At 53.3% G+C, this 14813-nt stretch carries 16 protein-coding genes; 11 read left to right on the forward strand and 5 right to left on the reverse strand.

What is annotated here, in order from left to right; genetic code table 11:
- Positions 1 to 8: 8 nt before the first annotated feature.
- From VFG09_02755 to VFG09_02765, 3 genes are all read left to right on the forward strand, one after another.
- Positions 9 to 440 (forward strand): CBS domain-containing protein, encoded by a 432-nt coding sequence (locus VFG09_02755; protein HET6514053.1) that lies wholly within the window; start codon positions 9 to 11, stop codon positions 438 to 440.
- 2 nt (positions 441 to 442) lie between these two features.
- Positions 443 to 1036 (forward strand): hypothetical protein, encoded by a 594-nt coding sequence (locus VFG09_02760; GenBank protein ID HET6514054.1) that lies wholly within the window; start codon positions 443 to 445, stop codon positions 1034 to 1036.
- A gap of 232 nt (positions 1037 to 1268) precedes the next feature.
- The gene (locus tag VFG09_02765) at positions 1269 to 1988 is read left to right on the forward strand and encodes a PilZ domain-containing protein (GenBank protein HET6514055.1); all 720 of its coding nucleotides are present in this window, start codon (positions 1269 to 1271) and stop codon (positions 1986 to 1988) included.
- A gap of 119 nt (positions 1989 to 2107) precedes the next feature.
- Here VFG09_02765 and VFG09_02770 read toward each other — a convergent pair whose 3' ends face one another.
- Genes VFG09_02770 through VFG09_02790 form a run of 5 tightly spaced genes read right to left on the reverse strand, consistent with a single transcriptional unit; the run spans position 2108 to position 7548 of the window.
- A complete protein-coding gene (locus VFG09_02770) occupies positions 2108 to 2395 on the reverse strand; it encodes a hypothetical protein (GenBank protein HET6514056.1) in 288 nt (95 codons plus the stop codon).
- A 54-nt stretch (positions 2396 to 2449) separates the two neighbouring features.
- On the reverse strand, positions 2450 to 3808 hold the full coding sequence (locus VFG09_02775; protein ID HET6514057.1) for a sigma-54 dependent transcriptional regulator: 1359 nt from the start codon (positions 3806 to 3808) through the stop codon (positions 2450 to 2452).
- Positions 3805 to 5835, reverse strand: a complete 2031-nt coding sequence (locus VFG09_02780; protein ID HET6514058.1) for an ATP-binding protein — start codon at positions 5833 to 5835, stop codon at positions 3805 to 3807. The genes VFG09_02775 and VFG09_02780 overlap by 4 nt, the downstream gene beginning before the upstream one ends.
- A gap of 42 nt (positions 5836 to 5877) precedes the next feature.
- The gene (gene tsaD / locus VFG09_02785) at positions 5878 to 6864 is read right to left on the reverse strand and encodes a tRNA (adenosine(37)-N6)-threonylcarbamoyltransferase complex transferase subunit TsaD (protein ID HET6514059.1); all 987 of its coding nucleotides are present in this window, start codon (positions 6862 to 6864) and stop codon (positions 5878 to 5880) included.
- A gap of 42 nt (positions 6865 to 6906) precedes the next feature.
- Complete coding sequence (locus tag VFG09_02790; protein HET6514060.1) at positions 6907 to 7548, reverse strand: outer membrane lipoprotein carrier protein LolA; 642 nt, start codon at positions 7546 to 7548, stop codon at positions 6907 to 6909.
- Positions 7549 to 7895: 347 nt separating this feature from the next.
- Here VFG09_02790 and VFG09_02795 point away from each other — a divergent pair, with 347 nt between their 5' ends.
- The 8 genes from VFG09_02795 (at position 7896) to VFG09_02830 (ending at position 14797) form a co-directional block, all read left to right on the forward strand.
- Positions 7896 to 8879: a hypothetical protein gene (locus VFG09_02795; protein ID HET6514061.1), complete on the forward strand. Its 984-nt coding sequence runs from the start codon at positions 7896 to 7898 to the stop codon at positions 8877 to 8879.
- On the forward strand, positions 8863 to 9612 hold the full coding sequence (locus VFG09_02800; GenBank protein HET6514062.1) for a thiamine pyrophosphate-dependent enzyme: 750 nt from the start codon (positions 8863 to 8865) through the stop codon (positions 9610 to 9612). Before VFG09_02795 ends, VFG09_02800 begins: the two co-directional genes overlap by 17 nt.
- Positions 9605 to 10195, forward strand: coding sequence for a 2-oxoacid:acceptor oxidoreductase family protein (locus VFG09_02805; protein ID HET6514063.1), 591 nt, complete (start codon positions 9605 to 9607; stop codon positions 10193 to 10195). Before VFG09_02800 ends, VFG09_02805 begins: the two co-directional genes overlap by 8 nt.
- Positions 10167 to 10622, forward strand: coding sequence for an N-acetyltransferase (locus VFG09_02810; GenBank protein ID HET6514064.1), 456 nt, complete (start codon positions 10167 to 10169; stop codon positions 10620 to 10622). The genes VFG09_02805 and VFG09_02810 overlap by 29 nt, the downstream gene beginning before the upstream one ends.
- Positions 10623 to 10937: 315 nt before the next feature.
- Entirely contained in the window at positions 10938 to 12302 is a 1365-nt protein-coding gene (locus VFG09_02815) for an NAD-dependent succinate-semialdehyde dehydrogenase (protein HET6514065.1), read from the forward strand.
- A 6-nt stretch (positions 12303 to 12308) separates the two neighbouring features.
- Entirely contained in the window at positions 12309 to 13940 is a 1632-nt protein-coding gene (locus tag VFG09_02820) for an acetolactate synthase large subunit (GenBank protein ID HET6514066.1), read from the forward strand.
- Positions 13941 to 14054: 114 nt separating this feature from the next.
- Positions 14055 to 14483, forward strand: a complete 429-nt coding sequence (locus tag VFG09_02825; protein HET6514067.1) for an OsmC family protein — start codon at positions 14055 to 14057, stop codon at positions 14481 to 14483.
- Positions 14484 to 14536: 53 nt separating this feature from the next.
- The gene (locus tag VFG09_02830) at positions 14537 to 14797 is read left to right on the forward strand and encodes a hypothetical protein (protein HET6514068.1); all 261 of its coding nucleotides are present in this window, start codon (positions 14537 to 14539) and stop codon (positions 14795 to 14797) included.
- The last annotated feature ends 16 nt before the right edge of the window (positions 14798 to 14813 follow it).

A 14813-nucleotide genomic window follows, 5' to 3' on the forward strand; every position in this document is an offset into this window, starting at 1 on the left:
AAGTGTTTATGACGGTAAAAGAACTGCTGGCCACAAAGGGCAAGGATGTTGTCTCGATGGACTCGGACAATACGGTGGAGGATGCCATCAGATCGATGCATGCCAGGAAGATAAGCGCCGTACTCGTCACTGATAGCGGCAAGCCCCATGGGATATTTACCGAGAGAGACGTAGTGAGGGGATATGTGGCAACAGGCGGAAAATCCTTTAGCACCGTCCCTTTGAAAGACGTTATGACCGCTGATTTGATCGTTGCCGAACCCGATGATGAGTTGGGCAATGTCATGTCCGTAATGGTTCAGAAGAACATAAGGCATCTCCCTGTCTCGGACAAGGGAAAGATCGTCGGCATGCTTTCTATCCGCGACATCATTCAGACCCAGATCGGCAAACTCACGGCAGAGATTCATTATCTGAAGGACTATATTTCAGGAGCTTAGCCGTGTCCGAGAGAGATCGACCCCTGCCAAAACCACCGACCCAGGCCTTCGGGTGGAAGAGAGGTTCTGCGGAGAGAGAAGAACAGGCTCCCTTGATGGCCGACCGGATCGCAATGGCTATGTCCGAGGGTAAGTTGGAGGAATTCATGGAGAAGGAATTGCCTGATAATGAATATGCAAGGAGCCTCGCCATGATGATGCTGGGGATGACAGGAATGGCCTCGGGAAGGAGCTCTCCTGCCTCGGCGGCAACATCCTCTGAAAATGAAAAGGGTGAGGCTGAGAGGGCGGGTGAATCCTCTCAGAAACCGTCCGATGACCATCCGCCTGAAGACGTCATGAAGGCTGTCAGGGCCGGCGATGTGGGAGAGCTTACGGCCCTCCTTGAGCGTGAACACAGGAGAAGGACCTCCGACGCCGGGGCAAGATCTCCTGAGGAAAGGCCTGAAGAGATTTCCGGCCTTTCCCCTGTCGAAAGGGAGACCCTAAACAGTCTCATGAAAATCGCCTCCCAAAACAATCTGACGATGGACTGGGTCGTCTTGCGCGCACTCAGGCTTTATGTCGACGAATACCGGAAAACAGGGCGGCTCTGACCTAAATCCCCTTCCCGACAAGAGAACAGTCCCCTATAGCTGATCCGACTCCCCAGCCCTATAGTCTCTCTGTCCTGAGCACTCGCCGCACACGCGGACGGCCAATAACCCCGACGCTTGCCTGCGAATCGGAATACCGATGTCTTATGAATTAGTCCTGGTATAGCATTTGCTTTTCGTTAGTTTAGAGGCCTGGGGCCTCTTGACCAGGAATAAACCACAGGGAGGGACTATGGAGGAAAAAAGGACTCATAGACGATTCAATGTAAGCGCGCTGGGAGTAAACGGCACGGTCATGCTTGCCAATCATGTCGAGGTGCGGGATCTCAGCATTGGGGGCATCTCTCTCAAGGCTGACAGAAAAATGAATATCTCGAATGAGTATATGCTCAGTCTGGGAGACAGGGACAGGATCACGGCAAAAGGAGCGGTTATGTGGTGCACCTTGAGCGAACTGAAGGGCCCGGGTCCCCAGTTCATTCCTATCTATTCTGCCGGTCTGAGATTCACCGATATCGTGAAAGAGAGGATTATTGAATTTGTGAGGTCCATCGAGAACCATCTTGAAGAATCATATGGAGGAGAGACGGGCAAGAGATACGAGGTGAGGTTGAGAGGGTATGAACATAAGAGAGCGGTCCTGACGGCACAGGGAGCGTGCAGACTGAAGGCACTGAGTCCCGGCGGCATGGTTGTCGAGACCGATCATTCTCTGCAAATCGGAGAGAGATTCCTTATCGAGATCATTTCCTGGCAAGGTGATCACGTCAGCCTTACCGGCAGAATCGCCTCCTGCGTCGTGGCCAAAAATCAGTGCGATGTGGGAGTGAAGTTTATCGAGATGAGAGACGAAGCCCGGAGGAAGCTTGATCGGATAAGGGACGTGATGAATCGCCACAAAAGGATATCGTCTCCCCTCTCACCGCTGCGGGTTATCAATGAGGCGATATGACATTGCACACAGTTGTGCCATCGTCAACGGTGACATGTCACACCCTTCCAGGTCCGATGCAACGGCGAAGGGGGTCCTTCGGATACCCGGAGATTCAGGAACTTGCCGGACGACAAAGGCTAATGCTCTTTCGTAAGAAAGGAGAGGAGGCGGCCGATCATGAGACCGAATATCCCGCCCACAAAGGCGCCGAAGGCTCCAATGATGCCCAGGACAAAAACAACCCCGATGATCACAAAGAAAGAATTTTGGCCAAAGGGCCTTCCGAAGAGTGAGCCGAGGTCATGGGCGACAGCTTCCCTCCAGCCACCGCCTACAGCGCCTCCGAGGAGGAGGTCCATACTGAGGGCGACGGCGATTCCGAGTATTCCACCGACAACCGCGCCGATAGAGAACGCCCTTTTCATCAGCCTATTCCCTTCGACCCTTGCCGCTCATAAAGGAAACCAACCAACCGGTCTTCAATCGGCTATGCCGTACTTCTTCAGTTTCCGGTAAAGGGTCGCCAGATCGATGCCGAGGGTCTTTGCGGTCACTTCCTTATTTTTCTGTTGGGAGGAGTAGGTATTCGCGATGAGACTCTTCTCGAAGTCTTCGATCGATGTTTTGAGGGAGCATACGCCTTGCTGCCCGCCGACAGCGTCTCCGTTCCTCTTCAACTTTTCAGGGAGCTCATTGAGGGTGATGCTCTCTCCCTGGCATAGGACAACAGCCCTCTCGACAACGTTCTTCAGCTCCCTTACATTGCCGGGCCATGGATACTGCATGATGGCCTGCATGGCGGAGCTGCTGTAGCCACTTACCTTCTTCTTGTTTTCTTCACCGAACTTTCTCATGAAGAAGTGCGCGAAAAGAGGAATATCGTCCTTTCTCTCTCTGAGAGGAGGTATCTTCACCTCTATGACGTTCAACCGGTAATAGAGATCCTCCCGGAACTGTTTGCTCTTGACCTTCTCTTCGAGATCCTGGTTCGTTGCGGTGATCAACCTGACATCGACCTGCCGGGGACGGATATCGCCAAGGGCTATAAGTTCTGAGGATTCAAGGACCTTCAGGAGCTTTGCCTGGAGATTGACCGGCATGTCACCGATTTCATCGAGGAAGAGCGTCCCTTCGTGGGCCATGGAGATGAGACCGGGCTTGTCCGTCACGGCCCCGGTGAATGCGCCCTTCTTATAGCCGAAGAGTTCGGATTCAAGGAGCCCTTCGGGTATGGCAGAGCAGTTAATCGAGATGAAGGGCTTGTCCCTCCGCGGACTGTTACAGTGGATCAGGTCTGCGATGAGCCCTTTGCCTGTGCCGCTTTCACCAAGGATCAGGATATTGGTCTTTGTCGGGATGACCTTTTCCAGGGTCTCAAAGATCGACAACAGTGCTTCCGACTCGCCGATGAATTCCTTGCAGCCCATGCGCTGGCTCAGCTGCTGCCTGAGTGCGATGTTCTCCTCAACAAGCCGCTTCTGTTCCAGGACCCTCCTGATCGTATGTCTGATCGCCTCATTGAGGAAGGGTTTCACAATATAGTCTGCTGCCCCTTTCCTGATGGCGTCAACTGCCGATTCGATCGATGCAAAGGCCGTCATGATGAGGACTTGCGTGTCGGAACTCAATTCCTTCGCCTTCTCAAGGACGGCGAAACCGTCCACCTTCTCCATCTTGAGGTCGGTGAGGATTACGTCGAAATGTTCCTTTTGGAATTTCTCGATCGCCTCTTCCCCGCTGTAGGCAGGCACGACAAGGTATCCCTCATTTCTGAGAAGAAACTCGAGGGCCCTGCAGATGTCTTTCTCGTCGTCAACTACCAGTATCTTCGGTTTCATACCTTTCCATTCACGGGCAGGGCAATACTGAATTTCGTACCCTTGCTTACTTCGCTCTCCACGGTGAGGCTGCTGTTCAGTTTCTTGATGATACTGTAGCTCACTGCCAGCCCCAGGCCCGTTCCCTTCTCTTTCGTGGTAAAGAAGGGATCGAAGATCCTCGTGATATGTTCCCTCGGTATTCCAACCCCCGTATCTTCGAAAGAGATGATGATATTTCCATTGTCCATTGTGCTCCGGATCGTCAGGGTTCCCCCGCCGGGCATCGCGTCAACGGCATTCAGGATGAGGTTGACGAAGACCTGCGAGAGTTGCCCGCCATCGGTCGTAATCTCCGGCAGCTCAGGAGAGAGATCCCTGGCAATCGTGATTTCCTTCGCCCTCTTGTCATACTGTATGAGCGAGAGGGAGGATTCGATGAGATCATTCACATTCCAGCTCTTCAACTCCACGGCGGGCATCTTTGAAAAGCCCGAGAGCTGCTTCAGGATCTCCGCTACCCTGTTGATATGGAAATAGATGGTGCCGAGACTCTCCTTCTTGAACTCGTCATCCTCCATCTCCTTGAGTATCTGGACAAAGGAGAAGACCGACGTCAAAGGGTTTCCTATCTCATGGGCGATCCCTGCCGTCAGCCTGCCGAGTGAGGCGAGTTTCTCGGAATGCATCATCTGCTCTTCCATCTTCTTCATCTCCGTAACATCTTGTACAAGCCTGATATAGCCGTGGAGCTCACCGTCCTCGCCCTTCACCGGGGCCGTCGTTATCTGGAAATACTTGTCCTTCCTTCCAAAGAGGTTTGACATGATCTCCGTCTGCAGATCGTTCACCACATAGGAACTGATGATTGAGCAGTCTGAGCAGATCTCCTCACAGTTCGCTCCCGTGACGTCCCGACCTGCCATATCCTTCATAGCCTGGTTTATCCATTTGATCCTGCCCTCTGTGTCCATCAGGACAATGCCGCTGCCGATAGCGGTCACGATGGTGTTGAGTTTCTCCTTTTCCGAGGTGAGTTCCTCCGTCCTCTTTGCGACCTCCTTTTCGAGATTCCCCGCGTAAAGTTTCTGATGGTGCTCGATCTCCTCAGCCTTCAGCCGTTTACGGTAGAATACGATGAGCATTCCCGAAACAACCGACGTTGTCGCGAAGATAGCGATAATAAGCCACGAATACAGCTTCATGGACCTCTGTATAGACCTCGTCACCTCAGAGTAGGGGGCTGAGACTGCCACGATCCACTTCGACAGACCCACGGACAGACTCGAGTAGGCAAGGACCTTATCTTCACCCGAAGGCGCAACATAGATCCCATAGTTCTCCTGCTTGCCCTCGATAATCTTCTTTTCGACCTCAAAGGATTTGTGGCACGTAAAGCATGATCTGTCGGTCTTATAGAGGTTTCTCCCGACCATGCCGGGCTGGGTTGGATGGAACAGGAGATACCCCCTGTCATCCATCATCCAGGCGTATCCTCTCATCCCTGATTTTATTCCCTTGAAGAAACGGCTTCCTACGTCACTGACGGTGAAAGAGATGAAGACCACTCTGTCTGACCTCCCAGGCCTCTGTATCGGCGAGACAATGGTGACCATAGAGGGAGTATTCACTAACCTTACATCCTGCCATCCTGCCGCCTTTCCCTCCCGTGCTATCTCCTGATAGTACGGCTCTATCACTTCTTCATCACCCCTGAAGAAGATCACCTCCCCCCCCTTACCGAGGACCCCTATATTCGCCCTTACCATTCGCGCGTGTTTCAACTCCTGATCCACGACAGCATCAAAGGTTGCCTGTGTGACAACATCCTGTTTCGAGAGTTCATAGGCAAGCTTCGTAACTTCGTCTTTCATGGAGCCAATATAGGACTTTATATTGTCTGCAATGGAGCGCGAAAGCAGGAGCTGCTGTTTATTGAACTGTTCCGCCACCTCGAGCTGGAGGGACTGCTGAAAGAAGATATTGAGCGTCACGAGGGCTGAGACAATGATTGCAAGGACGCCGATGATGAGAATGTAACCCTTCATATGCTCCTATAATAACAGAAACCCGATGCCGGGCACATCTGCTCAGAGCGGCAGATAGGCTGCAGGATTAAGGTCAAGGCCTGCGAAATCGCGAGAAAGGTAACGGTGATAACCCGCCGCAGCGATCATGGCAGCATTGTCGGTGCAGAGACGGACTGACGGCGCGAAAATCTCAACGTTCCCCTTCTCTGCCATGGACCTGAATCTCTCCCTCAGTCCGCTGTTCGCTGCTACCCCCCCGGCGAGGGTCACCGTTCTGATCCCCGTCTGCCTGATCGCCCACTCTGTTTTCCTGACAAGCACATCCACGACGGCCTGCTGAAAGCTTGCGCAGAAGTCATTGAGCGGGACCTGTCTTCCATGTCTCATATAGTTGACAACCGCCGTCTTCAGCCCGCTGAAGCTGAAGTCGAGACTCTCGGGAAGATAGGCCCTCGGGAAATCAACTGCTCCGGGGTCTCCGTCCTGCGCAAGCTTGTCTATGACAGGCCCTCCGGGATAACCAAGGCCGAGGAGCTTTGATACCTTGTCATAGGCCTCGCCCGCGGCATCATCCCTTGTTCGACCTAGCTCACGGTATCCTCCGAAACCCTCCACCCGGTAAAGGCTGGTATGTCCCCCTGAAACAATAAGGGAGAGGAACGGAAATTGAGGCCTCCTCTCCTCCAAAAAGCAGGAGAAGACATGCCCTTCGAGGTGGTTCACGGCAACAAGAGGGATATCGCGGGAAAAGCAGAGGGCCTTTGCAAAAGAGCACCCTACAAGCAGAGAACCAATAAGACCGGGACCATGGCATACGGCAACTGCAACAATGCCGTCCAGTCCTGTCTGGGCAGATTTCAGGGCCTCATCCACCACCGGCCAAATCATCTCAATATGCCTGCGGGACGCGAGTTCAGGAACTATTCCACCATATTTCTTGTGGATAAACTCCTGGCTCGACACGATATTCGAGATTATCCGAGAACCGTCGCCGACAACAGCGGCTGAGGTATCATCGCATGACGTGTCGATGCCGAGAATCAGCATGCAGAGAGGAACGGTTCAACCTTCATAATTCATCCTATATCCTTACTTGTAGTCAAAGGTGCTGGCGCCTTTCGGAAGGGAAAAATCAAAGGCCCCGTCGTTGATCCCGGAGTTCACATGGACATCCTTAAGGGTGATATCGATCCTGTTTGAACGCTTGTCAATGATGGTCATCGCGGCTATGGGGAATTCCCCGTCAGAAGGGGTTACCTCTATGGAGACAACCGTTCCCATCTCCCTCTTCGGCTTCAGCAGGATCTTCTCGCCTTTCTTCATCACCTCAAACTCTTTTTCGATGCTGCCGAAGCCGCCAAGAAGGGCTATCGGAGCCTGGCCATAAGTCTGCCGGTCGAACCTTCCCTTAAATGCCTGTTTCTCCTTCTTCTGGTAAATGATTAGCTCCTCACCGTTAATGACAACTTCCGTCTCCTTCTCGTCACCCCGGTAATGCCATCGCATCTTCGCCGGCATCTTTATCATAAAGGAGCCCTTGAAGGTATCGGTTCTTTCGAGGTCCTTGATAAGGCTCTTCTGAATGAAACTTCCTTTAACGTCCCTTATCCCCTGATAAGCATTCTGGATCCTTTCGACAGCAGGATCACCACCCCCCGAGGATGACAAGGGGAGACAGAGGACGGCAACCACCACCGAGAGCATGCCAATGCGTGTCACGATGGAGTTCATCGCATTACCGCCATGCCGTCGACTGAGGACACTACGACAACGATCTTCATGAGGAGTCTCAAAACAATCTTCTTCTTATTCATTCTCAGCTCTTCGCACTCAATTCTACCATACGGTGATCTTCATCTGTTCATAGGATGTGCCGGGCTTTTATCCATGCCTGCCTGTCACTGTCTGTAACGTTACGGCCAAATTGAAGAGCGGAGAGAAAAACTGTTATAGTTTTTTTGTGAGATTGGGTGTCTCTACGCTAACAGAAAGCAACAGCCAATGAACCATATAAACTTCGGGGCGATGTCCGATTTGCAGGCAAGAGTCCGGATTATTGGCTGAATTAGACCTTGAATGTGAAGAATGACGGAACGCGGCATGCCGCCATCGACGTAGGTTCGAATACCCTCAGACTCCTCATAGGCTCCGTCCAGGGCGATGAGGTGACCCGCATCTACACTGCCCGGTCCGTGACACGGCTGGCTGAAGACCTCAGGGAGACAGGGAGCCTCAGGAAAGAGAACAGGGAAAGGTCGATAGAGGCCCTTAAAGACTTCAGCCGCTCCATTGCTCAATACGGGGCAACTCGTGTATCAGCCGTCGGGACAAGCGCTCTGAGAGAGGCTAAGAACAGCAGAGAGTTTGTCCTGAAGGCCTATGAGGACAGCGGCATACTGATCGACATCATCTCCGGGATTCGGGAAGCTGAGCTCACCGCAAGAGGGGTGCTGGCGGGCATCCAACCGACGGCCGCTCAATCCCTTATTATCGATATTGGAGGTGGAAGCACGGAATGGATAATTCAGGAAGGGCCGTTCCGTGAGAAGGTCCTCTGCGGCACGGTTCCCCTGGGAGTAGTCAACCTTCAGGAGAGATTCATGAAAACCGACCCGCCGGCCGAGCATGAGATCTCTGCACTGACGGAGAGGATCAACGACTCTTTTCACTCAGGTGAGTGGGACATCGGCGACGCAGCACGGAGAGAGACGAAAACTGGGAATCACGCTGTTTCGCCTAGGGGGCTCATAGGCACCGGCGGCACGATTACAACCCTGGCATCTCTGGATCTCGGCGTGAGAGAATATGATTATCGTAAGATCCATCTGCACCAGATCCCTTTGGCCAGACTCCGCCAACTCATGACTCTGTTGGTCTCTCTGCCCCGTCATGAAAGGCAGAAGATCGACGGCCTTGAACCAGAAAGGGCAGACTTGATTATCCCCGGGATTCTGCTTACAATTAGACTTATGGAAATCCTGGGTTTTGACGGGATCACGGTCAGCGACTACGGTCTGCTCGAAGGGCTCCTGGTGGAGACGAAGAATGAAGAAGGTCTTTGAGAGACCCGAGAGCCTGAAAGAAGCTCGCTTCAGATACTGTCCGGGCTGCGGTCACAGCATTATTCACCGGTTGATTGCCGAGTCCATCGATAAACTCAGCCTGCGCGAAAAGACAATAGGGATAGCGCCTGTGGGCTGCGCTGTCTTTGCCTACGATTATTTCAATTTTGACATGCTCGAAGTGGCCCACGGCAGACCGCCTGCCGCTGCAACGGCCATGAAAAGGGTCCTGCCCGACAGGATAGTCTTTTCCTATCAAGGCGATGGTGACCTTGCTGCTATAGGGATGGCAGAGATCGTTCATGCCGCAGCCAGGGGAGAGAACATATCGGTCTTCTTTGTGAATAACGCAACCTACGGGATGACCGGCGGCCAGATGGCGCCGACGACCCTCATCGGCCAGAAGACAAGCACTACGCCGAAGGGAAGGGATGCTTCCCTCACGGGCTATCCGCTCCATGTTTCAGAGATGCTGGCCACGATAGAAGGGACTTCCCTCGTTGTGCGGACTTCTCTCGATACGCCCCATAGCGTTCTGAAGACAAAGGCCCTCATTGAGAAGGCCTTCAGATACCAGATGGAGGGTAAAGGCTTCAGCTTTGTCGAAATCCTCTCGCCCTGTCCCACAGACTGGGGGCTCTGCCCAAAGGATTCCCTTGAATGGCTCCGGTCCTCCATGATGTCTGTGTATAAAACAGGCGTGCTGAGGGATCGTTACGGCTCGCATGCATGAACTGAGGATTATTGCCGCAGGTTTCGGAGGCCAGGGAATTCTCTTTTTTGGAAGGCTCATCGCCTACGGAGGGATGATCGAGGGCAAGGAAGTCACGTGGTTTCCTTCCTATGGGGCGGAGATGCTCGGGGGCACTGCCAACTGCACCATTGTCATTTCAGACGAGATGATCGGCTCACCCGTCGTCAGAAACCCCGATATTTTTATAGCCATGAACGAGGCGTCATTGAGGAGATTCCAGCCTCGCATAAAGCCAGGGGGGCTCCTCATCCTGGATTCATCCCTTATTAAATCGCCTGAACTGCGGCCGGATGTCCGGGCTGTCAGCGTCCCTGCGAGCGAATTGGCGGCTTCCCTGTCTGCTTCAAGGTCTTCCGGCATTGCCGCTCCGCAGGTGAAGTCGGCAAACATGGTGATGCTCGGCGCCCTGCTCGCCTCAACAGGCGTCATGAAGCTCGAATCCGCCCTTCAGGCCCTCGAAAGATTGACGTCGCAAAGGAGAAAGAGAAGCCTTGAGGAAAACAGGTCTGCCATCATGAAAGGAATGCACTACCTTGAAGATTCGGAAGGCAAGAACATCTGACATAAAGACCGTCCACAAACTCATCAATGAGTTCGGGAAGAAGGGGGAGATGATCCCTCGGGCATTGAACGACCTGTATGAGAACATAAGGGACATCTTCGTCTGCGAAGACCATGGGGAAATCAGAGGTGTCTGCGCGCTCCATGTTCTCTGGGAAGACCTTGCGGAAATACGGTCCCTCGCGGTGAGGCTCGACTCCCAGAGCGCCGGCATCGGAAGGAAACTTGTGACGACCTGCGTCAGGGAGGCGGGGAACCTCGGGATACCAAGGGTCTTTGCCCTCACCTATCAACCGGAATTTTTCAGGAGGATCGGATTTCATGACATTGATAAGGCTAAGCTCCCCCAGAAGATATGGGGGGACTGTCTCCGCTGTCCAAAGTTTCCTGAATGTGACGAATCTGCGGTGATCATGGAGATGAAGTGAGTAGCCGATATCATTCATGCATGGCCTCATCAGCGACGGACATGCGATTCTCTCCAAGGCAGTAGCCCTTCCGCGCAATACTAACAACGCTCTATCATGAACGTGGCCTTACGGTCGGCAAGAAGCGACAGGGCTTCGATCCATGCCTGGCCGACAGTTTGCAACATTAAGGTTGAGTTAGCCCCAGAAGTTTGGACAGAAAGACTGCTACAGCATTTGACTCCTGGTATCTGTGGGATATAATGAAGAGAGAAAAAAGGACATGCCCTAGTCTGCATGATGGACAGCTCATCGCAATGTCAGGGAGGTGTGAAGATGAAGATACAATCCATGAATCCTTATACCGAAGAGGTGATAAAGGAATTTGAGCCTATGACTGCCGATGAAGTGAACAGGGAGGTCGGCAATTCCCGTCGGGCCTTTTCAGCATGGAGGGGATCGCCGGTTTCGGAGCGGGCCGCCCTGATCAGGAAGTTGGGAGAACATCTCAGGGCTGAGAAACGCAGGTACGGAGAGATCATGACCGGTGAAATGGGCAAGCCCATCAGGGAGTCGGTCTCCGAGATCGAAAAGTGTGGCTGGGTCTGCGACTATTATGCCGAGCACGGGGAAATGTTCCTCAAACCGGAAGAGATCAGGACTGAGGCAAAAAAGAGCTACGTCCTCTTCCAGCCCCTCGGAATCGTCCTCGCTATCATGCCGTGGAACTTCCCCTTCTGGCAGGCGTTCAGGTTTGGTATCCCTGCGATAACTGCCGGGAATGTTGTCGTCCTGAAGCACGCCTCGAACGTTCCGCTGTCCGCCCTTGCCATCGAAGAGGCCTTCAGAAAGACGGGCTTTCCTGAAAACGTCTTCAAGACCTTCCTTATCACTCCCGGAGATGCCCTGAGGCTTATCGAAGACGACAAGGTAGATGCTGTGTCTCTGACGGGCAGCAATAAGGCAGGCGAGGAAGTCGGGGCTCTTGCGGGCAAGAAGATCAAGAAGCTCGTGCTCGAGCTGGGTGGGTCCGACCCCTTCATCGTCCTTGACGACGCGGACATCGAAAAGGCAGGCAGGACTGCTGTGAACGCTCGGATGATCAATACCGGTCAGAGTTGCATTGCAGCAAAGCGCTTTATCGTTATGGAAGCGGTGGCTGCGGAGTTCAGAAAGGTCTTTCTTGGGCGCTTGAAGGAACTGAAGATCGGAAATCCCATGGATGAAGCCACCGACATCGGTCCCGTTGCCAGGAGGGATATCCTCGATGCCCTTACGGAGCAGCTCCGTGATGCGAAGGCGAAAGGAGCCGAAGTCTTCCAGACTGACCATTCCTTGCACAAGGGATTCTTTTTCGGACCCTGTGTTGTTCACCATGCCAAGGAAACGATGAAGGTCCTTACCGAAGAAGTCTTCGGCCCTATAGCCCCGATCATAACGGTAAAGGATGAGGACGAGGCTGTCAGGGTCGCGAATGAGACAGCATACGGTCTCGGCGCGGCTGTCTGGAGCCGCGATCTCGAACGGGCTGAACGGCTCGCGATGAGGATCGAAGCCGGAGTAGTTGTCATCAACGATATGGTGAAATCGGACCCGAGGCTGCCATTCGGAGGGGTAAAGAAGTCGGGAGTCGGCAGAGAATTGTCCCATTACGGCCTGAAGGAATTTGTAAACATCAAGACCGTCGTGGTCAGGGAGTGATCACCCATGAAGGCCTCTGATCTCTTTGTGAAACAGCTTGAAGAGGAAGGCGTTACCCATATCTTCGGCCTCCCGGGGGAGGAGAACCTCGATCTCCTCGAGTCCCTCCGCACATCATCGATCACCCTCATTCTCACCCGCCATGAGCAGGCTGCAGCCTTCATGGCCGCAACGTACGGCAGATTGACCGGAAGAGCGGGCGTCTGCTTTTCGACGCTCGGACCGGGCGCAACAAACCTTGTGACGGGCGTTGCCCATGCACAACTCATCGGCGCCCCCCTTGTATCGATCTCCGGCCAGAAGGCGATCAGGGAAAACTGGCAGGCTCGCTTTCAGCTCATTGATGTGGTAAATCTCATGAGGCCCGTCACGAAGAGCTCGTCCTCGATCCTCGATCCCGACACGATCCCGACGGTCCTGAGAAACGCCTTTAAGCTCGCGCAGGCAGAAAGGCCCGGAGCGGTGCATGTGGAACTTCCTGAAGATATCGCGGCGAGCACGACCGATGCTCCGATACAGAGAAGGGGGTACGTGCGAAGGGCCGGTCCGGATGACCGTGCGATCGTGGCTGCTGCCGAACTGATCAACAGGGCGAAGTATCCCCTCATCATTCTCTCTTCCGGGGCAAACAGGAAACTGATATCGGTCCAGCTCCGGGAGTTTGTGGGGTTGACGGGGATATACGTGGTGCATACCCAGATGGGCAAAGGTGTTCTGAGCGACAGATCTGAGCACAGCCTCTTTGCAACAGGCATGCACGCTCATGATTACGTCAATTGCGCTATCGACAGGGCAGACCTCATCATGCCCGTAGGGTACAACATCGTCGAATATCCTCCGTACATATGGAACAAGGATCTCGACAAGAAGATCATCCATATCGACTTCAGTGCAGCAGAGGTCGACAAATACTACAATCCTGACGTAGAAGTGATCGGAGATGTTTCCTGTTCCCTGAGGAGGCTCGGGGAACGGATAGAGAAGAAGGATGGGGAGATCTTCGGGAAGTTTCGGAGGTTCCTCGATGCGAAACTTTCCCAGGGCTTCACGAAGGGCTATCCTCTAACTCCCCAGGAGATCGTCTGGCATGTCCGGAACGTATTGTCTGAGGATGATATCCTCACCCTGGATAACGGGATATACAAGCTATGGTTTTCACGCCTTTACAAGACCTACAAACCGAATACCTTTCTCCTTGACAATGCCCTGGCGACCATGGGAGCCGGACTGCCAGCAGGCATAGTTGCCAAGATGCTCTATCCGGACAGAAAGGTGCTGGCAGTCGTGGGAGATGGCGGTTTTATGATGAACTCTCAGGAACTCGAAACCGCCGTACGCCTTAACATCCCGATTGTTGCCCTGATCGTCAACGATAACGGCTTCGGCTTCATCAAATGGAAGCAGGAGAGGATGGGGTTCCCGAGTTACGGGCTGGACTATTCGAATCCCGATTTTGCCCGGTATGCCGAAAGTTATGGTGCGGTGGGAATGAGGGTGAACAAGGGAGACGGTCTCTCCGAGATACTGGAACAGGCCTTCTCGAGGAAAAGGCCTGTTCTCATTGAATGCCCCATCGATTACTCGGGCAATTACGAGACCTTTTCGAGAGAGCTTGAACATCTGGTCTGCGAGATTTGAGTTTTGATTCATATGGCAGTCACTGGAACTAAATGACGAAGGGTAGCCGAACCGAGAGGGTAGACCGTCGGCATGCCTTTCATACAAACAATCAACGTTGTGAGGAGGTGTACCATGCCGGTACGGAAGGCGGAAGCACAATGGGAGGGAACGTTAAGCGATGGCAGAGGCAAGATGAAATTGGGGAGCGGTTCCTATGAAGGGGCCTATTCATTTGCATCGCGCTTCGGTGACGGCGCCGGGACAAACCCTGAGGAGCTCATCGGCGCCGCCCATGCAGGCTGTTACTCCATGGCCTTTTCGATGTTCCTCGAAAATGCGGGATTCACGCCTGACCATATCAGGACAACCGCACGGGTGCACATCGACAAGGTCCCCGACGGTTTTAAGATAACGACGATCGAACTCGATACGGAAGCAAAGGTGCGGGGCATAGACGAGAAGAGATTTCTCGAACTGGCAGAAGATACGAAAAAGGGTTGTCCCGTATCCCAGGCCCTCGCGGGTGTCGAGATCCGGCTGAAGGCCAAGCGAATCTCCTGAAGTCCTGCTGTTCTCAGCGTGACGGATTATGAGCTAACAAGGGAGGAGGTCACATGGGTTACACGAACGTTGCATTAAAGGACAAGATCGTAGAGATGTATCCTGAGATAGAAAAACATGGTATCGCTGTCAGTCTTGACTTCAGCGGAGCAAAGAATGCCTTCATCGTAACCTTCAAGAAAGGCAGCCATGAGCTTACTACGCATCTTGAAAAGAAAGACGCCGATGAATGCATGGACGGTATCAAGTGTATTTATCTTGGTGTCCAGCTTGGTCAGTTCGTAAAGAATTTCGAGCTCATCGAAAAAGAGTAAGCAGGAAGGAACCCTG

It is taken from the genome of Thermodesulfovibrionales bacterium (assembly GCA_035686305.1).
In the GTDB taxonomy this organism is placed as follows: domain Bacteria; phylum Nitrospirota; class Thermodesulfovibrionia; order Thermodesulfovibrionales; family UBA9159; genus DASRZP01.

Coding starts and splice junctions, on each gene's coding strand:
- VFG09_02825 (HET6514067.1), top strand. CDS start 14,055: ATGCCGGTACGGAAGGCGGAAGCACAATGGGAGGGAACGTTAAGCGAT.
- VFG09_02805 (HET6514063.1), top strand. CDS start 9,605: ATGCATGAACTGAGGATTATTGCCGCAGGTTTCGGAGGCCAGGGAATT.
- VFG09_02775 (HET6514057.1), bottom strand. CDS start 3,808: ATGAAACCGAAGATACTGGTAGTTGACGACGAGAAAGACATCTGCAGG.
- VFG09_02790 (HET6514060.1), bottom strand. CDS start 7,548: ATGAACTCCATCGTGACACGCATTGGCATGCTCTCGGTGGTGGTTGCC.
- VFG09_02770 (HET6514056.1), bottom strand. CDS start 2,395: ATGAAAAGGGCGTTCTCTATCGGCGCGGTTGTCGGTGGAATACTCGGA.
- VFG09_02755 (HET6514053.1), top strand. CDS start 9: ATGACGGTAAAAGAACTGCTGGCCACAAAGGGCAAGGATGTTGTCTCG.
- VFG09_02830 (HET6514068.1), top strand. CDS start 14,537: ATGGGTTACACGAACGTTGCATTAAAGGACAAGATCGTAGAGATGTAT.
- VFG09_02765 (HET6514055.1), top strand. CDS start 1,269: ATGGAGGAAAAAAGGACTCATAGACGATTCAATGTAAGCGCGCTGGGA.
- VFG09_02780 (HET6514058.1), bottom strand. CDS start 5,835: ATGAAGGGTTACATTCTCATCATCGGCGTCCTTGCAATCATTGTCTCA.
- tsaD (HET6514059.1), bottom strand. CDS start 6,864: ATGCTGATTCTCGGCATCGACACGTCATGCGATGATACCTCAGCCGCT.
- VFG09_02820 (HET6514066.1), top strand. CDS start 12,309: ATGAAGGCCTCTGATCTCTTTGTGAAACAGCTTGAAGAGGAAGGCGTT.
- VFG09_02800 (HET6514062.1), top strand. CDS start 8,863: ATGAAGAAGGTCTTTGAGAGACCCGAGAGCCTGAAAGAAGCTCGCTTC.
- VFG09_02815 (HET6514065.1), top strand. CDS start 10,938: ATGAAGATACAATCCATGAATCCTTATACCGAAGAGGTGATAAAGGAA.